Source organism: Denitratisoma sp. agr-D3, assembly GCF_054658675.1.
Genome location: NZ_BAAGIA010000004.1, coordinates 337,030 through 358,314, shown reverse-complemented (window position 1 = coordinate 358,314; position 21,285 = coordinate 337,030). Strand labels below are relative to the sequence as shown.

At 60.1% G+C, this 21,285-nt stretch carries 20 protein-coding genes; 19 read left to right on the top strand and 1 reads right to left on the bottom strand.

Annotated elements, in window-relative coordinates; genetic code table 11:
• Positions 1 to 164 precede the first annotated feature (164 nt).
• The 18 genes from rpsB to ACYQ2U_RS13430 all read left to right on the top strand — a co-directional run bounded on the left by rpsB (position 165) and on the right by ACYQ2U_RS13430 (position 17,923).
• Positions 165 to 917, top strand: a complete 753-nt coding sequence (gene rpsB / locus ACYQ2U_RS13515) for a 30S ribosomal protein S2 (protein WP_459950900.1) — start codon at positions 165 to 167, stop codon at positions 915 to 917.
• Between the two features lie 81 nt (positions 918 to 998).
• Positions 999 to 1,898 carry a translation elongation factor Ts gene (gene tsf / locus ACYQ2U_RS13510; protein WP_459950899.1) on the top strand — a complete coding sequence of 300 codons (900 nt, stop codon included), beginning with the start codon at positions 999 to 1,001 and terminating at the stop codon, positions 1,896 to 1,898.
• A gap of 22 nt (positions 1,899 to 1,920) precedes the next feature.
• A complete protein-coding gene (gene pyrH / locus ACYQ2U_RS13505) occupies positions 1,921 to 2,643 on the top strand; it encodes a UMP kinase (protein ID WP_459950898.1) in 723 nt (240 codons plus the stop codon).
• Between the two features lie 9 nt (positions 2,644 to 2,652).
• Positions 2,653 to 3,210: a ribosome recycling factor gene (gene frr, locus ACYQ2U_RS13500; RefSeq protein WP_459950897.1), complete on the top strand. Its 558-nt coding sequence runs from the start codon at positions 2,653 to 2,655 to the stop codon at positions 3,208 to 3,210.
• Between the two features lie 28 nt (positions 3,211 to 3,238).
• A complete protein-coding gene (gene uppS, locus ACYQ2U_RS13495) occupies positions 3,239 to 4,009 on the top strand; it encodes a polyprenyl diphosphate synthase (RefSeq protein ID WP_459950896.1) in 771 nt (256 codons plus the stop codon).
• Positions 4,002 to 4,805 (top strand): phosphatidate cytidylyltransferase, encoded by an 804-nt coding sequence (locus tag ACYQ2U_RS13490; protein WP_459950895.1) that lies wholly within the window; start codon positions 4,002 to 4,004, stop codon positions 4,803 to 4,805. The genes uppS and ACYQ2U_RS13490 overlap by 8 nt, the downstream gene beginning before the upstream one ends.
• On the top strand, positions 4,793 to 5,995 hold the full coding sequence (ispC, locus tag ACYQ2U_RS13485) for a 1-deoxy-D-xylulose-5-phosphate reductoisomerase (protein WP_459950894.1): 1,203 nt from the start codon (positions 4,793 to 4,795) through the stop codon (positions 5,993 to 5,995). The genes ACYQ2U_RS13490 and ispC overlap by 13 nt, the downstream gene beginning before the upstream one ends.
• Positions 5,996 to 5,997: 2 nt before the next feature.
• Positions 5,998 to 7,347 carry an RIP metalloprotease RseP gene (gene rseP / locus ACYQ2U_RS13480; protein ID WP_459950893.1) on the top strand — a complete coding sequence of 450 codons (1,350 nt, stop codon included), beginning with the start codon at positions 5,998 to 6,000 and terminating at the stop codon, positions 7,345 to 7,347.
• Between the two features lie 4 nt (positions 7,348 to 7,351).
• Positions 7,352 to 9,637, top strand: a complete 2,286-nt coding sequence (gene bamA / locus ACYQ2U_RS13475; protein ID WP_459950892.1) for an outer membrane protein assembly factor BamA — start codon at positions 7,352 to 7,354, stop codon at positions 9,635 to 9,637.
• A gap of 14 nt (positions 9,638 to 9,651) precedes the next feature.
• The gene (locus ACYQ2U_RS13470; protein WP_459950891.1) at positions 9,652 to 10,164 is read left to right on the top strand and encodes an OmpH/Skp family outer membrane protein; all 513 of its coding nucleotides are present in this window, start codon (positions 9,652 to 9,654) and stop codon (positions 10,162 to 10,164) included.
• 9 nt (positions 10,165 to 10,173) lie between these two features.
• Positions 10,174 to 11,196 carry a UDP-3-O-(3-hydroxymyristoyl)glucosamine N-acyltransferase gene (lpxD, locus tag ACYQ2U_RS13465; protein WP_459950890.1) on the top strand — a complete coding sequence of 341 codons (1,023 nt, stop codon included), beginning with the start codon at positions 10,174 to 10,176 and terminating at the stop codon, positions 11,194 to 11,196.
• 5 nt (positions 11,197 to 11,201) lie between these two features.
• Positions 11,202 to 11,639 (top strand): 3-hydroxyacyl-ACP dehydratase FabZ, encoded by a 438-nt coding sequence (gene fabZ, locus ACYQ2U_RS13460; RefSeq protein ID WP_459950951.1) that lies wholly within the window; start codon positions 11,202 to 11,204, stop codon positions 11,637 to 11,639.
• Entirely contained in the window at positions 11,636 to 12,418 is a 783-nt protein-coding gene (lpxA, locus tag ACYQ2U_RS13455) for an acyl-ACP--UDP-N-acetylglucosamine O-acyltransferase (protein WP_459950889.1), read from the top strand. Before fabZ ends, lpxA begins: the two co-directional genes overlap by 4 nt.
• A 79-nt stretch (positions 12,419 to 12,497) precedes the next feature.
• A complete protein-coding gene (gene lpxB / locus ACYQ2U_RS13450; protein ID WP_459950888.1) occupies positions 12,498 to 13,664 on the top strand; it encodes a lipid-A-disaccharide synthase in 1,167 nt (388 codons plus the stop codon).
• Positions 13,661 to 14,251, top strand: a complete 591-nt coding sequence (rnhB, locus tag ACYQ2U_RS13445; protein ID WP_459950887.1) for a ribonuclease HII — start codon at positions 13,661 to 13,663, stop codon at positions 14,249 to 14,251. Before lpxB ends, rnhB begins: the two co-directional genes overlap by 4 nt.
• Positions 14,244 to 15,044 carry a TrmH family RNA methyltransferase gene (locus ACYQ2U_RS13440; protein ID WP_459950886.1) on the top strand — a complete coding sequence of 267 codons (801 nt, stop codon included), beginning with the start codon at positions 14,244 to 14,246 and terminating at the stop codon, positions 15,042 to 15,044. Before rnhB ends, ACYQ2U_RS13440 begins: the two co-directional genes overlap by 8 nt.
• An 18-nt stretch (positions 15,045 to 15,062) precedes the next feature.
• Complete coding sequence (locus tag ACYQ2U_RS13435; RefSeq protein ID WP_459950885.1) at positions 15,063 to 17,018, top strand: TonB-dependent receptor plug domain-containing protein; 1,956 nt, start codon at positions 15,063 to 15,065, stop codon at positions 17,016 to 17,018.
• A gap of 11 nt (positions 17,019 to 17,029) precedes the next feature.
• Complete coding sequence (locus ACYQ2U_RS13430) at positions 17,030 to 17,923, top strand: hypothetical protein (protein ID WP_459950884.1); 894 nt, start codon at positions 17,030 to 17,032, stop codon at positions 17,921 to 17,923.
• A gap of 17 nt (positions 17,924 to 17,940) precedes the next feature.
• Here ACYQ2U_RS13430 and ppsR read toward each other — a convergent pair whose 3' ends face one another.
• Complete coding sequence (gene ppsR, locus ACYQ2U_RS13425; protein WP_459950883.1) at positions 17,941 to 18,765, bottom strand: posphoenolpyruvate synthetase regulatory kinase/phosphorylase PpsR; 825 nt, start codon at positions 18,763 to 18,765, stop codon at positions 17,941 to 17,943.
• 117 nt (positions 18,766 to 18,882) lie between these two features.
• On the opposite strand from ppsR, the gene ppsA reads away from it, so the two are divergent.
• Positions 18,883 to 21,249 (top strand): phosphoenolpyruvate synthase, encoded by a 2,367-nt coding sequence (gene ppsA, locus ACYQ2U_RS13420; protein WP_459950882.1) that lies wholly within the window; start codon positions 18,883 to 18,885, stop codon positions 21,247 to 21,249.
• The last annotated feature ends 36 nt before the right edge of the window (positions 21,250 to 21,285 follow it).

Sequence of the window (21,285 nt, the reverse complement as noted above, 5' to 3'; positions counted from 1 at the left end):
CCTTGCCGCCAAGACGCTGATATCGCTATAATCTCGGGCTGCCCTGGAATGTTTTTGGTTTGAGCAGGGCAAATTCACACGTCTGGCACCGAGTGGGTGATTTCCCTTGAGGGAATTGCAATACGGCCAGGCGGCGGATCCAACCCATATCGGAGCACAATTCGATGACTACCACCACCATGCGTCAAATGCTGGAAGCCGGTGTCCATTTCGGCCACCAAACCCGCTTCTGGAACCCCAAGATGGCCCCTTATATCTTCGGCCATCGCAACAAGATTCATATCGTCAACCTGGAAAAGACCCTGGCCAAGTACAACGAAGCCATGGCTTTCCTGAAGAAGCTGGCTTCCCAGAAGGGCACCATCCTCTTCGTCGGCACCAAGCGCCAAGCCCGCGAAATCATCGCCGAGGAAGCCCAGCGCGCCGGCATGCCCTTCGTTGACGAACGTTGGCTCGGCGGCATGCTGACCAACTTCAAGACCGTCAAGGTTTCCATCAAGCGCCTGAAGGAACTCGAGCAAATGGCCGAGGACGGCAGCTTCGAGAAGCTGTCCAAGAAGGAAGGCCTGGTGCTGCAACGGGAAATGGAAAAGCTGCAAAAGTCCATCGGCGGCATCAAGGACATGGGCGGCCTGCCCGACGCCATCTTCCTGGTGGACGTGGGTTACCACAAGATCGCCGTGACCGAAGCCAACAAGCTCGGCATCCCCGTGGTCGGTGTGGTTGACACCAACCATTCCCCCGAAGGCCTGGACTACCTGATCCCCGGTAACGACGACTCCAGCCGCGCCATCCGTCTGTACGCCCGCGGTGCCGCCGATGCCATCCTCGAAGGCAAGGCCCAATCCCTGAGCGAAGTGGTGGCTGCCGTCGGCGGTGACGACGAGTTCGTCGAAGTCGAAGAATCTGCCGAGTAATCATCTTTCCTGCCACGGCGATCCGGTCGTTTTCTGGCCGGGTGCCGTGGCGATTGTTTTTTTGAATCTGGAGTAAGTGTCATGGCGGAAATCACCGCAAGCATGGTCAAGGAACTGCGCGAAAAGACCGACGCGCCCATGATGGAATGCAAGAAGGCCCTGTCCGAAGCCGCTGGCGACATGGCCAAGGCTGAAGAAATTCTCCGTGTGAAGCTGGGCAACAAGGCCTCCAAGGCCGCTACCCGCGTCGCCGCCGAAGGCATCGTCGCCATCAGCATTTCCGCTGACGGCAAGACTGGCGCCATCGTTGAAGTGAACAGCGAAACCGACTTCGTTGCCAAGAACGACGAATTCATCGCCCTGGCCAACGGCAGCGCCACCCTGGTTGCCGAAAAGAACCCCGCCGACGTGGCGGCCCTGTCCGCCCTGCCCATGGGCGAAGGCACCGTGGAATCCACCCGTTCGGCCTTGGTCGGCAAGATCGGCGAGAACATGACTATCCGCCGCTTCGTGCGTACCGAAGCCAAGGGCAAGCTGGCTTCCTACATTCACGGTGGCGCCAAGGTTGGTGTGCTGATCGACCTGGTGGGTGGCGACGAAGCCCTGGCCAAGGACATCGCCATGCACATCGCCGCGTCCAAGCCCAAGTCCCTGGATGCTTCCGGTGTGGATGCCGAGTTGATCGCTGCCGAGCGTCGCGTGGCCATCGAAAAGGCCAAGGAAGCCGGCAAGCCCGCCGAGATGCTGGAAAAGATCGCCGAAGGCACCGTGCAGAAGTTCCTCAAGGAGGTCACCCTGCTGGGCCAGGTCTTCGTCAAGGCTGAAGACGGCAAGCAGACCATTGAGCAACTGCTGAAGGCCAAGGGCGCCTCCGTCGCTTCCTTCACCCTGTTCATCGTCGGTGAAGGCATCGAGAAGAAGGTGACCGACTTCGCCGCTGAAGTGGCCGAACAAGCCGCTGCTGCCGCTGCGAAGAAATAAACCGCGAGGAAACATACTGCCCATGACCGCTGCCACACCACGCTACAAACGCATCCTGCTCAAGCTGTCCGGCGAGGCCCTGATGGGGGACGACGCCTACGGCATCAACACCACCATGCTCGGTTCCATCGTGGCCGAGATCAAGGCGGTGGCTGAGATGGGGGTCGAGATCGGCGTGGTGATCGGCGGCGGCAACATCTTCCGTGGCGTGGCCGGTACGGCCACGGGCATGGATCGGGCAACCGCCGACTACATGGGCATGCTGGCCACGGTGATGAACGCCATGGCCCTGGCCGACGCGATGCGTCGCGTCGACCTGCAAGCCCGCGTGCAATCGGCCCTGAATATCGAGCAGGTGGTGGAGCCCTACATCCGGGGCAAGGCCATCCGCTATCTGGAAGAAGGCAAGGTCGTGGTGTTCGGGGCCGGTACCGGCAATCCCTTCTTCACCACCGACACGGCCGCCGCCCTGCGGGGTTCCGAGATCGGTGCCGAGATCGTGTTGAAGGCCACCAAGGTGGACGGCATCTATACCGCCGACCCCAAGAAGGACCCCAGCGCGACGCGGTACGCCAAGATCCACTTCGACGAAGCCATCGGCCGCAATCTCCAAGTGATGGATGCCACGGCCTTCGCCCTTTGCCGCGACCAGAAATTGCCGATCAATGTGTTCTCCATCTTCAAGGCCGGCGCGTTGAAGCGCGTGGTGCTGGGCGAGGATGAAGGCACGCTTGTTCATGTTTAGGAGTGGGGCATGATTCCCGAGTTGAAAAAAACCACCGAACAGAAAATGCAGAAGAGCCTGGAGGCGTTGAAGAACGATCTGGGCAAGATCCGTACGGGCCGCGCCCATACCGGGATCCTGGATCATGTTCAAGTGGAGTACTACGGTTCCATGGTGCCCCTGAGCCAAGTGGCCAACGTGACCCTGATGGATGCCCGTACCATCAGCGTCCAGCCCTGGGAAAAGCCCATGGTGGCCAAGGTGGAAAAGGCCATCCGCGATGCCGATCTGGGGCTCAATCCCGCCACCATGGGGGAGATCATCCGCGTGCCCATGCCGCCGCTGACCGAAGAACGCCGCAAGGAGTTGATCAAGGTCGTCAAGGGCGAAGGTGAGAACGCCAAGGTGGCCGTGCGCAATCTGCGCCGCGATGCCAACAACGCCCTCAAGGACGTGTTGAAGAAAAAGGAAATCTCCGAGGACGACGAGCGTCGCGCCCAGGACGAAATCCAGAAACTCACTGACCGCTACGTGGCGGAAGTGGACAAGCTGCTGGTGGAAAAAGAAAAGGATCTGATGGCGATCTGAGCGCCATCGACCTCGCTTCTTTTTTTTCATGATCTTTTCCAGCTCAACCCGGGACATTCCCACCGCGCCGCCGGTTCCCCGCCACGTCGCCATCATCATGGATGGCAACGGGCGCTGGGCCAAGAAGCGCTACCTGCCCCGGGTGGCCGGCCACAAGCGCGGCGTGGAAACGGTGCGGGCCATGGTCAAGGCCTGCATTGAGCAGGGCATCGAATTTCTGACCCTGTTTGCCTTCAGTTCCGAAAACTGGCGTCGTCCCAAGGACGAGGTGTCCTTCCTGATGGGACTGTTCGTCTCGGCTCTGGAGGCGGAGGTGGACAAATTGCACGCCAACGGCGTGCGTCTCAAGGTGGTGGGCGACCTGTCCCCCTTCGAGCCCCGCTTGCTGGAGTTGATTCGTCGCGGCGAGGCAAAGACCGCCGACAATCAAAAACTGACGCTGACCATTGCCGCCAATTACGGCGGGCGTTGGGACATTCTGCAAGCGGTCAATCGCATGACGCTGGCCCAGCCCGAGAAGGCCGGTCACTTTGAGGAATGCGATCTGGCTCCCTACCTGGCGATGGCCTATGCCCCCGAGCCTGACCTGTTCATCCGTACCGGTGGCGAGGAGCGGGTAAGCAATTTCCTGTTGTGGCAATTGGCCTATTCCGAGTTCTATTTCACGCCCATCCTCTGGCCCGATTTTGATCGTGCCGCCTTGGATGAAGCCATCGCTTCCTATCAGCGTCGGGAGCGGCGTTTCGGTCGGACCAGCGAGCAGCTGGTGGTACCGCCGCCGGCAGCCAACGATGCTTAAAGCCCGCGTGCTGACCGCGTTGGTGCTGGTGGCCGCCTTGCTCGGGCTGCTGTTCGCCGCGCCGGACCTGGTGGTGTTGACCGCCTTCGCCCTGATTGCCGCCCTGGCAGGCTGGGAGTGGGCCGGCCTGATGAAGCAGGACGGCGCCACCCGTTGCTTGTACGGCAGCATGGTTTTCTTTTTCTGCTGGATGTTGCGGGAAACCCAGGCCGAGCTGTTCCCCTTGCTGTGGGGATTGTCCGCCATGTTCTGGTTGTTGCTGGCACCGCTCTGGCTGGTGCGTCGGTGGACCTTCGGCGGCAATGATTTTGCGGCCTATGCCTTGGGCGTGGTCGCCATCGTGCCGACCTGGGCGGCCCTGGTGGCCTTGCATCAGCGAGGCCCCTGGGTCTTGCTGGCGGTGTTGGCCGCCATTTGGGTGGCCGATATCGCCGCCTATTTCACTGGGCGTGCCCTGGGTAAAAACAAATTGGCGCCGGCCATCAGTCCCGGCAAAACCCGCGAAGGCGCCTATGGCGCACTGGTCGGCGTGACTGCTTACGGTCTGTTGGTCTGGCCCCTGGCGGGCGTGGCCAGCCCGGTTGCGGTGGGCGAGTGGTTGTTTCTGGCGCTGGCGCTGGTGGTGCTGACGGTATTGAGCATCATGGGGGATTTGTTCGAATCCCTGCTCAAGCGCCAGGCGGAGATCAAGGACAGCAGCGGGATTTTGCCTGGCCATGGCGGCATTCTTGACCGCATCGACAGCCTGACCTCCACCTTGCCCCTGGTGGCGCTGTTGCTGCATTGGCTCGGTTGACCGTGGCGCGGCAACGACTCGTCATTCTTGGCGCCACGGGCTCCATCGGCGTCAGCACCCTGGATGTGGTGGCCCGTCATGCCGAGCGCTACGAGGTCCTGGCCCTGAGCGGCCATACGCGCATGGACCTGTTGGCGGAGCAGTGTCGTCAACATCATCCCCGATTCGCCGTGGCGGGGTCGGAGGCGGCGGCCCTTGAGTTGGCTCGGCGCCTTGGCGATGCCGTCCCCGGTCTCACCATCCTGCATGGTCCCGATGCCTTGGTGCGGGTGGCCTCCCTGCAGGAAACCGACACGGTGATGGCGGCCATTGTCGGTGCTGCGGGATTGCCTTCCGCCTTGGCCGCGGCCGAGGCGGGGAAGCGCATTCTGTTGGCGAACAAGGAGGCTCTGGTCATGGCCGGGGCTGTGTTCATGGCTGCGGTGAGGCGTAGTGGGGCCGTGCTGCTGCCCATCGACAGCGAGCACAATGCGATCTTTCAATCCCTGCCGGCCAGTTTTTCCGGGGATCTCGCCGCCGCCGGCGTGCGCAAGATCCTGTTGACGGCGTCGGGTGGGCCGTTCCGCGCCACGCCCTTGGCTGATTTGGCGAACGTGACTCCGGCCCAGGCCTGCGCCCATCCCAACTGGGTGATGGGGCGGAAGATTTCCGTGGATTCCGCCACCATGATGAACAAGGGGCTGGAGGTGATCGAGGCCCATTGGCTGTTCAATGCGGCAGCTGCGGACATCCAGGTGGTGGTGCATCCGCAAAGCGTCATTCACTCCCTGGTGCAATACACGGATGGTTCGGTCCTGGCCCAATTGGGCAATCCCGACATGCGCACGCCCATCGCCCATGCCTTGGCCTATCCCGATCGGATCGAGTCCGGTGTGGCGTCCCTGGATTTGTTTGCGGTGGCCAGGCTTGATTTCGAGCCGCCCGACTTCGACCGTTTTCCCTGCCTGGCCCTGGCGTACCGTGCCCTGGCCCTGGGCGGCAATGCCCCCGCCGTGCTCAACGCCGCCAACGAAGTGGCGGTGGCGGCCTTCCTGGCGGATGGATTGCCCTTCATGGCGATCAGCCAGGTGATCGCGGATACCTTGGCAGCGGTGCCCCACGGCCCGACGCCTGATCTGGCCGCGGTGCTGGCGGCGGATGCTGACGCGCGCGTGGCGGCAAACCGTATCGTTGCCGGATTGATGCCCTAGCCATGCTCTGGTATCCCATCGCCTTCCTGCTGGCTCTGGGCATCCTGGTCACGGTTCATGAATTGGGCCACTATCTCGCCGCCCGAGCCTGCGGCATCAAGGTGCTGTGCTTTTCCATCGGTTTCGGTCGCAGCGTTTATCAGCGGGTGATCGGCAAGGATGGCACGACTTGGTCCATCGGCCTGATTCCTCTTGGCGGTTACGTCAAGATGCTCGACGAGCGGGAAGGCGAGGTGGCCGACAATGAAGCCCATCGCGCCTTTAATCGCCAGTCCCTGGGGCGGCGCACCCTGGTGGTCGCGGCGGGCCCGATCGCCAATCTGTTGCTGGCCGTGGTGATTTATTGGGGCATGTTCATGGGAGGCGTACAGGAGCTACGGCCCCTGTTGGCCATGCCCCTGGCCGATACGCCGGCTGCCCATGCCGGTGTGACGGAGGGTGCCCTGGTGCGCGGGGTGGATGGCAAGCCCCTGCAAACCTGGTCGGAATTTCGGTTGGCGGTATTGGAGGCCCGCTTGGCCAATCGGGCGGCCAGTCTTGATTTGACCCTGGATGGGCGGGAATGGTCGGTCCAGGTGCCGACGGATTCTCTTAGCTCGACCGATCTGGATAGCGACCTGATGCGTAAGCTGGGCTTGGTGCCCTTTCAGCCAAAACTTCCGCCGCTGGTGGGGGCCGTGCAAGCCGGGTCGCCGGCCGAGCGGGCGGGGCTCAGGGGGGATGATCGGATCGTCGCCATTGACGGTATGCCCTTGGAGGATTGGGCGACTTTGGTGACCCAGGTGCGCAAGGCGCCCGGCAAGGACATGGTTTTCGACATCGAGCGCCAAGGGCGGTCAATGCGCCTGAACCTGGTGCCCGATGCCGTTCAGGTCAAAGGGCAGACCATTGGCCGCATCGGCGCGGCCGTGAAGTCGGATCGGCCCAACGCCATGTTGCTGGAAATGCGTTACGGCCCGTGGCAGGCAATGCTTCAGGCCTTGCATCAGACCGGGAGCACCATCCGCCTGAGCCTGTCCATGATGGGGCGCATGGTGACCGGCGATATTTCCTGGAAAAACATTTCTGGTCCGGTGACCATCGCCGACTATGCCGGGCAGTCAGCACAGCTCGGCGTGATGCCCTATTTGCGGTTTTTGGCCCTGATCAGTATCAGTCTCGGCGTCCTTAACCTGCTGCCTGTCCCCATCCTGGATGGGGGGCATTTGATGTATTATTTGGCGGAGTTCATCAAGGGTAGTCCAGTCTCCGAGCGGGCCATGGAAATCGGTCAGCGCGTCGGTTTTGGCATCCTCGGTTTGCTGATGGCTTTTGCCCTATTCAACGACTTCAATCGTCTCTTCTTCGGCTAACCTCATGAAGAAAACATTACTGGCCGGGCTTGTCGCAACCTTCTTTGCTTCCACGGCCAGCGCTTTCGATCCCTTCGTCGTCAAGGACATCCGCGTAGAGGGCATTCAGCGTACCGAGGCAGGTACGGTGTTCAACTACCTGCCGGTCAAGGTGGGGGATACCCTCGACGACGACAAGGCCGCCCAGGCCATCAAAGCATTGTTCGCCACCGGGTTCTTCAAGGACGTTCGCCTCGAAATCGAAGGCAACGTCTTGGTGGTGGTGCTGGATGAGCGCCCCGCGATCTCGGCCCTGGACTTCGTCGGCATGAAGGCCTTCGAAAAGGACCAGATGAAGAAGGCTCTCAAGGAGCTGGGGATTTCTGAGTCCCGGATTTTCGACCGGTCACTGCTGGAAAAGGCTGAGCAGGAAATCAAGCGCCAGTATTTGAGTCGCGGCTACTACGCCGCCAACGTGACGACGACGGTGACCCCGCTGGAGCGGAACCGGGTCGGCATCAACTTCAACGTGGAAGAAGGCGATATCGCCAAGATTCGCCAGATCAACATCATCGGTAACAAGGTCTACAGCGAGAAGGACTTGCTGGCCCTGTTCCAGCTTCGGACGCCCGGCTGGTTTACTTGGTACACCAAGAACGACCAATACTCGAAGCAGAAGCTCAGCGCGGACTTGGAAACCCTGCGCTCCCATTATCTCGACAACGGTTACCTCGAGTTCAATGTGGACTCCACGCAGGTTTCCATTTCTCCCGATAAAAAAGACATCTACATCACCATCAACGTTAGCGAAGGTCTGCCTTACAAGGTGGCGGCCGTCCGGCTGGCGGGCAATCTGCTCGTGCCCGAGGCGGAGTTGAGGAAGATGGTGATGGTGAAACCGGGCGATACCTATTCCCGGGCCAACCTGACGGCGACCACCAAGGCCATTTCCGATCGCCTGGGCAACGATGGCTATGCCTTTGCCAACGTCAATGCCGCACCGGACCTGGACAAGGAAAAACACGAGGCTTCCTTCACGATCTACGTCGATCCGGGCCGGCGGGTTTATGTGCGCAAGATCAACGTGGTCGGCAATACCCGGACCCGGGACGAAGTGGTGCGCCGCGAATTCCGCCAGATGGAGTCCGCCTGGTACGACGGGGAGCGGATCAATAAATCCAAGAAGCGTGTCGATCGCCTGGGTTACTTCGAGGACGTGTCCGTTGAGACCCCAGCTGTTGCCGGCACCACCGACCAGGTGGACGTGGAGGTCAAGGTCAAGGAACGGCCCACCGGCAACCTGATGTTGGGTGCCGGTTTTTCCAGCAGCGAAAAGCTCGTGCTTTCCGGCTCGATCGAACAACAGAACCTGTTCGGCAGCGGCCGCAGCGTCGGTGTGCAACTCAATACGAGCAAGGCCAACAAGGTCTACTCCCTGTCGTATACCGATCCCTATTACACGGTGGATGGCGTCAGTCGTGGTTTTGACGTCTATCGCCGCAAAACCGATACCTCGCAGTACACCTCCTCCATTGCCAGCTACGATGTGAACTCCTGGGGGGGCGGTATTCGCTATGGGATTCCCGTGGCGGATGAGCAGAAGATCAACTTCGGCTTGGCCTACGACTCCACCAAAATCTCCCTGACGTCCAACAGTCCGCAGCGTTATATCGACTGGGTGAACGCCAACGGCAACAAATTCTCATCCCTGGCGGCTTCGGTGGGTTGGGTTGAGGACACGGTGGATAGCCGGCTGTATGCGACTTCCGGTTTCACCCGTCGGATCAATGGTGAGTTATCCGTGCCGGGCAGCAACTTGCGCTACTACAAAGCCAGCTTCCAGCATCAGCAGTACCTGCCCTTGAGTAAGACCTTTACGCTGATGCTCAACGGTGAGGCGGGCATGGCCAAGGGCTTTGGCGGTAAGGAGCTGCCGTTCTGGAAGAACTTCTATGCGGGGGGTATCGGTTCTGTGCGTGGTTTCGATACCGCGACGCTGGGCCCCAAGGATGCCACGACAAGCACCTCCATGGGCGGCACCAAGCGCCTGGTGGGGAATGCCGAATTGCTGTTCCCGATGCCCGGCTCGGGGCAGGACAAATCCTTGCGCCTTAGTACCTTCGTCGACGTGGGCCAGGTGTGGGGTAGCGATCAAAAGATTGCCCTGTCGGACCTGCGTGCTTCGGCCGGTATGGCGGTGACCTGGAGCTCCTTCATGGGCCCCCTCAAGTTCAGTTTTGCTACGCCGATCAAGAAGGACAGTACCGATAAGATCCAGCGGCTCCAATTCCAGATGGGGTCGTCGTTCTGATGCAGGAGATGAAGGTGACCAACGTGATGAAGAATGCTCTGATGTTTAGCCTGGCCGCATTGATGCTCGTTGTCGCGGGTGTCGCCCGGGCGGAAGGAAAGATCGGCATCATCAATATTGAAAAAGTGATGCGCGACTCCGATCCGGCCAAGAAGGCTATGAAGAAACTCGAAAAGGAGTTCGAGAAGCGTGGCCAGGATTTGGAAAAGGTCCGGCAACAGGCCCAAAAGCTCCAAGAGGATATTGAAAAGAACGGCGTGACCCTGGGCGAATCGGCCCGTAAGCAAAAAGAGCGGGAACTAGCCGATGCCACCCGGGACTTTCAGCGCAAGCAGCGTGAATTGAACGAAGACTTCAATGCACGCCGCAACGAGGAACTCCAGGCGGTCGTGGACCGGACCAACAAGGCGATCCGGGTGATCGCCGAGAAGGAGGGCTTTGACTTGGTGTTGCAGGAAGCTGCCTACGTCAATCCCCGCGTCGACATCACCGAGAAGGTCATCAAGGCCCTGGCGGACGGTAAATAGTCCGTTTTCATGCGACTGGGCGCGCTTGTCGACCGCCTTGGCGGGGAACTCAAGGGTTCGGCGGACATCGAGATTCTCCGGGTTTCTCCGCTGGAGACAGCGGGCCCCGGCGATATCGCCTTTCTTTCCAATCCTCGTTATGTCGCGAAACTAAGCCGCAGCCGCGCTGCTGCCGTCATCCTCGCGCCGGAGATGGCGGAGCGTTGCCAGCTACCCTGCATCATTACGGCTCAGCCATACCTGTATTTCGCCCGTCTCGCCGGTCTTTTAAATCCGCCGCGACCGGTCCGTCCGGGTATCCACCCCAGCGCCGTCGTGTTGTCGCCCCTGCCGACTACCGTGGAGGTGGGAGCCGGCGTTTTCATCGACGAGGGTGTTCAGGTCGGTGATGGTGTGGTGATTGGCGCTCAGTGTTCCCTTGCCCAAGGCAGTTGTGTGGGGGAGGGGAGCCGGCTGTACGCCCGGGTCAGCCTTTACGAGGGCAGCGTCATCGGCCGTCGCGCATTGATTCATAGCGGTGTCGTGATTGGTGCGGACGGATTCGGCTTTGCCCGGGAACAGGACGGTCGCTGGCTGAAGATTCCCCAGACGGGGGCTGTTCGCCTAGGGGAAGACGTGGAGGTGGGGGCCAATACCACCATTGATCGTGGCGCCCTGGAGGACACGGTGATTGGCAACGGCGTCAAGCTCGACAACCAAATCCAGGTCGCTCACAACGTCCATGTCGGCGATCACACCGCCATGGCGGGTTGTGTCGGTATCGCCGGCAGCGCACGCATCGGCAAGCGTTGCACCATTGGCGGTGGGGCGATCATCCTCGGTCATATCGAACTGGCCGATGACGTCCATGTCTCGTCCGGCACCCTGGTGGCCAAGTCCATCACCCGTGCCGGTAGCTACACGGGGACGGTGCCCTTCATGCCCCACGAGGACTGGTTGAGAAATTTCGCCCGTTTGCGGCATCTGGACGCCATGGCGGATAAAATACGCGCCCTTGAAAATCGGCTCGTTGAATTGGAGAAAAAGTCATGACGGCCATGGATATCCATGAAATCCTCGAATATCTTCCCCACCGCTATCCCTTCCTGCTGGTGGACCGCGTGCTCGAGGTGGTGCCCGGTGAACGCATCACGGCCCTCAAGAACGTCACCATCAACGAGCCCTTCTTTCCCGGCCACTATCCCCACCATCCGGTGATGCCTGGGGTGTTGGTAATCGAGGCCCTCGCCCAGACGGCGGCGATCCTGTCCTTCAAGACCATGGGCGGCAAGCCCGACGACAAGTCCGTCTATTATTTCGTCGGCATCGACAATGCCCGTTTCAAGCGTCCCGTCAGCCCCGGCGATCAATTGATCTTCGAAGTGACCATCGAGGCTAATAAGCGGGGTATTTGGAAGTTTGCCGCCGTGGCCAAGGTGGATGGCCAGGTGGCGGCGGAAGCCAACCTGATGTGTACGGTGCGCCCCCTGGAATGAGCGGCGTCGTTATTCATCCGACCGCCATCGTCCATCCCGGTGCCCGATTGGGTGAGGGCGTGACGATTGGCGCCTATTCCGTCATCGGCGAGCATGTGGAAATCGGTGATGGTTGCGAAGTGGCGCCCCATGTGACGATTGGCGGCCATACTCGGCTCGGGCGGGACAACCGGATTTTCTCCTTTGCCGCCATCGGCGGCGAGCCCCAGGACAAGAAGTACAAGGGCGAACCGACGCGGCTGGAGATCGGTGATCGCAACACCATCCGTGAGTTCTGTACCTTCAACTGCGGCACGGTACAGGATGGTGGTATCACCCGCATGGGCAACGACAACTGGATCATGGCCTATGTGCACGTGGCCCATGATTGCATGGTGGGGAACAACACGATCTTCGCCAACAACGCCCAGTTGGCTGGCCACGTTCACGTCGGGGATTGGGCGATTCTTGGTGGTTTTACCGTTGTCCATCAGTTCGTTCGCATTGGTGCCCACAGCATGACGGCCATGGGCACCATCCTGCTCCAGGATTTGCCGCCCTATGTGATGGCTTCGGGCAACACCGCTCAGCCCCATGGCATCAACAGTGAAGGCCTCAAGCGGCGCGGGTTTTCTCCCGAGGCCATCGCCGCTATCCGGCGTGCCTACAAGGTGCTCTACAAGTCCGGTCAGCGCCTTGAAGAGGCACGGACGACGATTGCCGCCGAAGTCGCGACCGTACCGGAACTGGCCTGTTTTGTGGATTTCCTGGCCGATTCCGGCCGGGGCGTGATCCGCTAGCCTGAAGCCCGGCGATTTGCCGGGTTTTTTCCGGGTTTTCCCCGATTTGTCCGGGGAGAGTTAAGCGACAATCCTAGGCATGAAACCGATCCGAATTGCCCTTGTCGCGGGCGAAGCTTCCGGCGACCTCCTGGCCGCCCATCTGATTGCCGCCCTGAAGGAGCGGCTCCCCGACGCCCAGTTCTACGGCATCGGCGGTCCCAAAATGCAAGCCCAGGGATTTGATGCCTGGTGGCCGGCGGAAAAGCTTGCCGTGCGAGGCTATGCCGAGGTACTGCGTCATTACCGTGAGATCACCGGCATCCGCCGCGACCTGCTACGTCGGCTCAAGGCCGATAAACCGGACTTGTTCATCGGTGTCGATGCCCCGGATTTCAATCTTTGGTTGGAAGCCAAGCTCAAGAAGGCAGGGCTCACCACCATTCATTTTGTCAGCCCTTCCATTTGGGCCTGGCGTGGCGAGCGGATCAAGTCCATCGCCAAGTCAGTGTCCCGCATGCTGGCCCTGTTCCCTTTCGAGCCGGAACTCTACGAAAAACAGCGGATCCCGGTCAGCTACGTTGGTCATCCTTTGGCGGATGTGATTCCCATGGAAATCAACCGTTCCTCGGCTCGGGAGCGGCTGGCACTGGGGGACGTCAAGGGACCGGTGTTCGCCCTGTTGCCCGGAAGCCGCCAGTCCGAGTTGCAGTACATGGCCGAGACCTTCATCGAAACCGGAAAGCGCTTGTTGGCCCGCTTCCCCCAAGCCCTGTTCCTCGTGCCGCTGGTTTCCCGGGAGACGCGGAATCAATTCGAGACAGCTCTGTGGAAACTCGGCGCCCAGGAAATGCCTTTCAAATTGCTGTTCGGTCATGCCCAGGACGCCATGGCGGCCAGTGATGGTGTGCTCGTCGCCAGTGGCACGGCGACCTTGGAGGCTGCCCTGTTGAAGCGGCCCATGGTGATCACCTACAAGATGTCGCCCTGGTCCTGGAAAAAAATGAATCGCATGCGTTACCAGCCGTGGGTGGGCTTGCCCAATGTCCTGGCGGGACGCTTCGTCGTGCCGGAGTTGTTGCAGGATGATGCAACACCCGACAACCTGGCCCAGGCGCTGGGGAATCAGGTCGCGGACAAGACCTATATCCGCCGTATCGAGGCCTGTTTTACTGCCATTCATCAAACGTTGCGGCAAGATACCGCTACCCGAGCCACGGAAGCGGTGCTCGGCCATTTGCCGCCACTACCCTTGGTCCCTGCATGACGGTCTCCTTGTGCTGCGGTGTGGACGAGGCCGGACGCGGCCCCTTGGCGGGGGCAGTTTATGCCGCAGCCGTCATTCTCGATCCGCAGCGGCCCATCGAGGGGCTCGCCGACTCGAAAAAACTTTCTGAAAAGGCACGGGATCGCTTGGCGCCCCTCATCCGTGAGCGGGCCATGGCTTGGTGCATCGCCAGTGCCTCGGTCGAGGAAATCGACACGATGAATATCCTCCAGGCAACCCTGCTGGCCATGTCTCGGGCCGTGGCGGGTTTGACAACCATGCCCACCGAGGTGCTGGTGGATGGTAACCGCTTGCCGAAGTGGCACTGGCCGAGCCGCGCCATCATCGGCGGCGATGCCCTCGTGGCGGAGATCTCGGCGGCGTCCATCCTGGCCAAGACCGCCCGTGATGCGGAAATGCTCAAGCTGCACGAGGCCTTTCCCTGCTACGGGTTCGACCAGCACAAGGGCTATCCCACGGCAGCCCACCGCGAGGCCTTGGCGCGGCACGGGGTCAGTCCCGTTCACCGTCGTAGTTATGGGCCGGTGAAAAAATTGTTGGGTATGCCGGGCATCCGTCATGACTGACCATGGCCTGTTGCACCTGACCTCCCGGCACAATCCGAGGCTCAAGCAACTCCGTCAGTTGGCCTCGGATCCTGCCTTACAGCGCAAGGAGCGACTGACGCTGGCCGATGGGCCGCATCTGGTCCGCGCCTGCCTGGACCATGGTTATCCCATTCAGACCCTGGTCGTCAGCGAGTCTGGGCAGCGTCACCCCGAAGTCGTCGAGTTACTTTCCGAAAGCGATTGTCCTGAGCGACTCCTGATCGGCGATGCGCTGTTTCGCGAATTGAGCGGGGTGGTCTCTCCCGTGGGCATTCTTGCCGTGATTCCCATCGTCTCTCCCTCCTCATGGCAGGATGCTCTGGTCCCCCTTCAGGATTGGGGTGTTCTCGACGGTGTGCAGGATGCGGGTAACTTGGGTTCGATTTTGCGTTCGGCAGCCGCTTTTGGCATCCGCCACATCCTACTGGGCAAGGGGTGCGCGGCGGTTTGGTCGCCCAAGGTGCTGAGGGCCGCCCAAGGTGCCCATTTCGCCTTGCATCTCCACGACCAGGTGGACTTGGCGCAGGCATTGCCCCAGTACGGCGGCAGAACCATCGCCCTGGTGCTGGATGGCGCCGAGCTACATGTGGATACCTTCTCTTCCGAGCCTGCCGCCTGGGTATTGGGGAACGAGGGGCGGGGTGTTTCCCCCGACATCGTGGCGCTGTGTACTGATAGGATGCGTATTCCAATGGCAAGCGGGACAGAGTCGTTGAACGTGGCTGCCGCTGCCGCCATCTGTTTTTTTACCGCTTATTCAAAGAGACGATGAGCTGAGTCGAGGGGAAACATGGTCAGGAAAAAAGGCGCGTGCTATGCGGCTGCTTCGCTGGCGACATTAACAACGTTGCCCGGCTATTGTCAGTGGTCGGATGCCACTGGGCTGGATGATCTTCCCGTCGTATTGTCAGCTTCCCGACTACGCCAACCTCTCAAGGATGCACCTGCCGCCGTTACGGTGGTAGACCGGGACATGATCAAAGCTTCCGGCGCCAGAGCCTTGCCAGATCTGTTGCGCCTGGTTCCTGGTTTTCTGGTGGGGCAACTGAATGGCAACACGGCCTCGGTGACCAACCAAGGACTGGCCGATGCCTTTTCTCATCAAATGCAGGTCCTGATTGACGGCCGTTCCATCTACAGCCCGCTTTATAGCGGGGTGAATTGGACCGACATTCCCCTGGCGATTGCCGACATCGAACGCATCGAAGTGGTCCGTGGTCCCAATGCTGTGACCTACGGTGCGAATTCCTTTTTGGGGGTCATCAATATCATCACCAAAGAACCCGGAACGGAACAGGGGGAGCATATCGAATGGGTGCGAGGTAACGAAGGTGTGTCAGAACTGGTCTACCGACACGGTGGTGTGGATAAGGGCTGGCGCTATCGAGTAACAGCGGTACGAAACGAGGATAGGGGATTCCCAGACCTGTTCGATAGTCAGAAAACAGACAAAGCGAATTTGCGTGCGGAATATCAGGTCGATACGGCCAATCAGCTTCAAATTCAGGCTGGCTATGCAGGAGGGGTACGGGGGCAGGAGGATAGAGATAACAAAATCATAAGAAATCGTACGGTAAATAGTGCATTTGCCCAATTGCGTTGGTCCAGGCGAAATTCAGCTGACGATGAATGGTGGATTCAGTATTTCCACGAGCAACGTAAAGCAGCAGAAATGACAAGTATCACTGATGGCACAACCTCGGTTCCCGTCGACTATGGGATGGACACGAGACGTGATGATGTGGAATTCCAGCGTATTAATGGGATTTCACCCTCTCTCAGGGTGAGCTCAGGTGGCCAATTACGCTATGACGCAGCTCGATCCCCTGGTTTTTTAGGAAAAAATACTTGGGTGGATATGGGGCTTTGGCGTTTGTTCAGTAATCTTGAGTGGCGGGTCAGCGAGAACGTCGTCACTAATGCTGGGGTTATGTTCGAAAAAACGGGTCTCACTGTAGCCAGTGTTTCTCCCCGACTTGCTGTGAACTGGGAATTTTTTCCTCAACACACGGTGAGAGTTTCTTGGGGGCGCGCTGAGCGTACACCGACGTTATTCGAGGCGAAAGGAAATTCCAGTTTGTCCCTGAATGGAATTTTGTTGAAGCAATTGTTCTTTGTGCCAACGATTCCCAGGGCCGAAAAAAATCAGACAGCAGAAATTGCTTATCTGGGGGAGATGCCGGGATGGCACTTGTCCGGGGATGTCCGGGTTTTTAAATCGGAAATCACGAGTCTGCTGGCGACAACCAGCATTCCTTTTCCTGGGCAACTCCCCTCGACTGCACAGACATGCGATGGAGTTCAGTGTGCGCAAACATTTGTTAATCGAGATAGGTTGGAACTCAGTGGGACAGACTTTTCCTTGCACTGGACGCCTATCCCAACTACGAAAATTTATTACGCCGGAGCATTCTTGTGGGCGGCCTCTGGTACTGGCAATGCGCAAGGTCTGATCGCCCAAACACCGTCCAGTACGGAAAGTATTTTGTTGGACCAGAAATTGTTCGATCAATGGCAATTGGGGATCGGTCTATACACCGTCAGCGCCATGAAGTGGGCGGGCGGTACCCAACAAACTGGTTACCACAAGGCCGATATCCGTCTGGCGCGCACGTTTAGTCCAGCGCCTGGCTACAAGGGCGAACTGGCCTGGGTGGTGGAAAACGCCTCACAGCCCACCATGGACTTTTATGGCTACGTCAAACCGCCGCGTATCAGTACCCTGCGCTTGAGCATGGACTTCTAAGGCGTTTGTTCATGCTCCGCTTGTCCCGTTTCTTTTTCGTATGCATCCTTGTCGTGGCGGGGCAGGCCAGGGCCGAGTCCCTCACGCTACGCTTGACGGGGGTCGAGGAGGGCGGATTCGCGGCTCAGGTGGTGGTGAAGGTCGAGCAGGCCTTGCGCCGAGACGCTGACGTGGTCCTTGACAGCGGTGGTTCGGTAGCGGCTGGGCAGCGGCGTTTGTGGGTTGTCGTGGGTCTCAAGGCCTGGCGTCATGTGTTGGAAACCGGCAGCGGGGATTGGCCGGTACTCGCGGTGCTTCCATCTTCTGCGGCTGCCGAGGTTCAGGCTAGGAAGGGCGGCAGGCAGGTGTCCTTGCTTTTCCCCGAGCAGCCGCCCACGCGATTCCTGAATCTGGTGCAATTGCTGCCTTCCCGCAACCGGGATATGGGCATGATCGTTTCGTCTCCGCTATTGGAGCGGGTTCCCCGATTGGAGCAGCAATCCGTGGAACACGGTTTGCGACTGCATACGGAATCGGTGGAGCGGGAAAGCGAGGTCGGTCCCGCCGTGGAGCGTCTGGTACAGCGGATTTCCATCCTGGTGGCCATGCCCGACCCCGCGGTCCATACGGCGGCGACCGTCCCCCCATTGCTGTTGATCAGCTATCGGGCCGGAGTGCCAGTGGTGGCTTTCTCTGAAAGCTATTTGCGTGCGGGGGCTGCCGTGGCGATTTATTCCTCGACAGAGCAGATTGCCCAACAACTACTGGACAACATCACCGCCTACCGACAGGGGCGTGCCTTGCCCAGCGCTCAATACGCCCGCTATTTCTCGGTGGGGGTCAATTTTTCCGTCGCCCGGTCCCTTGGGCTGGCATTGCCCGCGGCGGAGGAACTGGAGAACCGCCTGCGCCAATTGAAGGAATAGGCGGCGGCCGATCCGGCTTAATAGGTCAATTTGTCCAACCCCACCGTTTGCATCAGCGTGGCGGCGATTTCCTCAATGGATTTGGCGGTCGAGTCCAGCCAGCGAACGCCCTCTCTGCGCATCAGGTTCTGCGCTGCTTCAATTTCCCAAAGACAGTTTTTCAGGGAGGCGTAGCGACTGTCCGGGCGCCGTTCCTGGCGAATCTGGGAGAGCCGTTCGGGTGCGATGGTCAGGCCGAAGAGCTTGCTTCGATGCTTGTGCAGGCTGTCCGGCAATTGGTGGCGTTCGAAATCCTCGGGAATCAACGGGTAATTTGCGACCTTGAGGCCGAATTGCAGGGCCAGATAGAGGCTGGTGGGGGTTTTGCCGCTGCGGGATACGCCGACCAGAATCACGTCGGCCTGATCCAGCCCCTGGTCGGTGATGCCGTCATCGTGGGCCAGGGTGAAGTTGATGGCCTCGATCCGGGCCAGGTAGCCCTTGGATGTCACCGATCCATGGGAACGGCCGACGGTATGGGAGGATTTGCAGCCCAGCTCGGCCTCCAAGGGGGCGATGAAGGCCTCGAAGAAATTCAATACCACGGCGTCGGCCTGGTGGAAAAAAGCCGCGATATCGGCCCGTACCAGGGTGGAAATCACGATGGGCCGCGCCCCATCCCTTTGTTTTGCTTCCTCCATGCGAGCCAGGCATTCCCGGGCCTTTTCCTCGGAATCCACAAAGGGAATACGGGTTTGGCGGAACTGGGTGTTTTCGAACTGACTGAGGAGGCTGTGGCCCAGGGTTTCGGCGGTGATGCCGGTGCCGTCGGAAATGAAGAAAACGGTACGGGAAGCGTGCATGATGAAGAAAGGTGATAGGCAAAGACGTTACAATAGCGTCTTTTCCCGGTGACGGCCCACCGAATTCCCCGGGGTTTTCCTCAATTCACGTCCGAAGCAAGAAAGGCTGTGCCCAACATGACCCGCTATGTGATCCCCTTTGAACAACTTCGCATGACCGACGTTGGTGATGTCGGTGGGAAGAATGCCTCCCTGGGGGAAATGATCAGCCAGCTCGCCGCTTCCGGCGTTCGCGTTCCCGGCGGTTTTGCCACCACGGCTGACGCTTATCGGGAATTCCTGGCCCACCAAGGCCTGGCCGACAAGATCAACGCTGCCCTCGACGGCCTGAACGTGGACGACGTGGACGCCCTGCTCAAGACCGGTGCACAAATCCGCCAATGGGTGATCGACCAGCCTTTCCCGGCCAAGCTGGAAGAAGAGATCAAATCCCAGTACGAAGCCCTGATCGCCACCAGCGGCCCCGATGCCTCCTTCGCCGTGCGTTCCTCCGCCACCGCCGAGGATCTGCCCGATGCCTCCTTTGCCGGCCAGCAGGAAACCTTCCTCAACATCCACGGCTACGAGAACATCCTCCACGCCATGAAGGAAGTGTTCGCCTCCCTCTATAACGACCGCGCCATCGCCTATCGCGTGCACAAGGGCTTCGCCCACGCTGACGTGGCCCTGTCCGCCGGTGTGCAGCGCATGGTGCGTTCCGATACCGGCGCTGCCGGCGTGATGTTTACCATCGACACCGAGTCCGGCTTCAAGGACGTGGTTTTCGTCACCGCCAGCTACGGCCTGGGCGAAACCGTGGTGCAGGGCGCCGTGAACCCCGACGAGTTCTACGTGCATAAGCCCACCCTGGCCCAAGGCAAGCCCTCCGTGATCCGCCGCAATCTGGGCTCCAAGTTGATCAAGATGGTCTTCTCCGAGACCAAGGTGGCCGGCAAGTCCACCGTCACCGTGGACGTGCCCGAGGCCGATCGCATCAAGTACGCCCTGACTGATGCCGACGTGCTGGAACTGGCGCGTTACGCCGTGATCATCGAGAAGCACTACGGTCGTCCCATGGACATCGAGTGGGGCAAGGATGGTCGCGACGGCAAGCTCTACATTCTGCAAGCCCGGCCCGAAACCGTGCAGTCCCAATCCAGCGGCGTGATCGAGAAGTTCAAGATCAAGCAGCATGGAAAGGTGCTCACCTCTGGTCGCGCCATCGGCCAGAAGATCGGTGCCGGTCCCGTCCGCGTCGTGCTCGATCCGGCCCAGATGAACCAAGTCCAGCCCGGTGACGTGCTGGTGGCCGACATGACCGACCCCAACTGGGAGCCGGTGATGAAGCGCGCCTCCGCCATTGTCACCAACCGGGGTGGTCGTACCTGTCACGCCGCCATCATCGCCCGTGAGTTGGGCATTCCCGCCATCGTCGGCTGCGGCAACGCCACCGACGTGCTGGAGGCTGGCGAATCCGTCACCGTGAGTTGCGCCGAAGGCGACACCGGCTACGTCTATCGTGGCAAGCTGGACTTCGAGGTCACCCAGCAGGACATGGGTCACCTGCCCGACGTGCCGGTCAAGATCATGATGAACGTGGGTAACCCGGAGTTGGCCTTCGATTTCGCCCAAACCCCCAATGCCGGCGTCGGCCTGGCCCGGGTGGAGTTCGTCATCAACAACATGATTGGCATCCATCCCAAGGCGATCCTCGAAATCGACCAGGTGCCGGCCTCCCTGCGCGAGGAAATCCTGCGCCGCTCCCGCGGCTATGCCAGCCCGAAGGAATTTTTCATCGAGAAGCTGGTGGAAGGCGTGGCCACCATTGCCGCCGCCTTCTATCCCAATCCGGTGATCGTGCGCTTGTCCGACTTCAAGTCCAACGAATACCGCAAGCTGCTTGGCGGCAGCATCTACGAGCCCGAGGAAGAAAACCCCATGTTGGGTTTCCGCGGTGCTTCCCGTTACATCGCCCACAGTTTCCGCGATTGCTTCGAAATGGAAACCACGGCCATGAAGAAGGTGCGCAATGAGCTGGGCCTGACCAACGTCCAGCTGATGGTGCCCTTCGTGCGCAACTTGGAAGAAGCCAAGGGTGTGGAAGAGTTGCTGATCTCCCACGGCCTCAAGCGCGGCGACAACGGCCTCAAGCTGATCATGATGTGCGAGATCCCGTCCAATGCCCTGCTGGCCGAGCAGTTCCTGCAACACTTCGATGGCTTCTCCATCGGCTCCAATGATCTGACCCAGCTGACCCTGGGCCTTGATCGCGACTCCGGCCTGGTGGCCCACGCTTTCGACGAACGGGACCCGGCCGTCAAGCAGTTGCTGTCCATGGCCATTTCCACCTGCAACCGCCTGGGCAAGTACGTGGGCATTTGCGGCCAAGGTCCTTCCGACCATCCCGATCTGGCCGAGTGGCTGATGGAGCAGGGCATCCAGAGCATCTCCCTGAACCCCGACACCGTGGTCGACACCTGGTTGAAGCTGGCAAAGAAGGGCTGATAGCGGCCTGAGGCCGATGGCAGAAGGGAGGGGGAA

Excerpts from the sequence above, each read along its gene's own strand:
- rpsB (WP_459950900.1), top strand. The coding sequence starts at position 165 with ATGACTACCACCACCATGCGTCAAATGCTGGAAGCCGGTGTCCATTTC.
- tsf (WP_459950899.1), top strand. The coding sequence starts at position 999 with ATGGCGGAAATCACCGCAAGCATGGTCAAGGAACTGCGCGAAAAGACC.
- pyrH (WP_459950898.1), top strand. The coding sequence starts at position 1,921 with ATGACCGCTGCCACACCACGCTACAAACGCATCCTGCTCAAGCTGTCC.
- frr (WP_459950897.1), top strand. The coding sequence starts at position 2,653 with ATGATTCCCGAGTTGAAAAAAACCACCGAACAGAAAATGCAGAAGAGC.
- uppS (WP_459950896.1), top strand. The coding sequence starts at position 3,239 with ATGATCTTTTCCAGCTCAACCCGGGACATTCCCACCGCGCCGCCGGTT.
- ACYQ2U_RS13490 (WP_459950895.1), top strand. The coding sequence starts at position 4,002 with ATGCTTAAAGCCCGCGTGCTGACCGCGTTGGTGCTGGTGGCCGCCTTG.
- rseP (WP_459950893.1), top strand. The coding sequence starts at position 5,998 with ATGCTCTGGTATCCCATCGCCTTCCTGCTGGCTCTGGGCATCCTGGTC.
- bamA (WP_459950892.1), top strand. The coding sequence starts at position 7,352 with ATGAAGAAAACATTACTGGCCGGGCTTGTCGCAACCTTCTTTGCTTCC.
- lpxD (WP_459950890.1), top strand. The coding sequence starts at position 10,174 with ATGCGACTGGGCGCGCTTGTCGACCGCCTTGGCGGGGAACTCAAGGGT.
- fabZ (WP_459950951.1), top strand. The coding sequence starts at position 11,202 with ATGGATATCCATGAAATCCTCGAATATCTTCCCCACCGCTATCCCTTC.
- lpxA (WP_459950889.1), top strand. The coding sequence starts at position 11,636 with ATGAGCGGCGTCGTTATTCATCCGACCGCCATCGTCCATCCCGGTGCC.
- lpxB (WP_459950888.1), top strand. The coding sequence starts at position 12,498 with ATGAAACCGATCCGAATTGCCCTTGTCGCGGGCGAAGCTTCCGGCGAC.
- rnhB (WP_459950887.1), top strand. The coding sequence starts at position 13,661 with ATGACGGTCTCCTTGTGCTGCGGTGTGGACGAGGCCGGACGCGGCCCC.
- ACYQ2U_RS13440 (WP_459950886.1), top strand. The coding sequence starts at position 14,244 with ATGACTGACCATGGCCTGTTGCACCTGACCTCCCGGCACAATCCGAGG.
- ACYQ2U_RS13435 (WP_459950885.1), top strand. The coding sequence starts at position 15,063 with ATGGTCAGGAAAAAAGGCGCGTGCTATGCGGCTGCTTCGCTGGCGACA.
- ACYQ2U_RS13430 (WP_459950884.1), top strand. The coding sequence starts at position 17,030 with ATGCTCCGCTTGTCCCGTTTCTTTTTCGTATGCATCCTTGTCGTGGCG.
- ppsR (WP_459950883.1), bottom strand. The coding sequence starts at position 18,765 with ATGCACGCTTCCCGTACCGTTTTCTTCATTTCCGACGGCACCGGCATC.
- ppsA (WP_459950882.1), top strand. The coding sequence starts at position 18,883 with ATGACCCGCTATGTGATCCCCTTTGAACAACTTCGCATGACCGACGTT.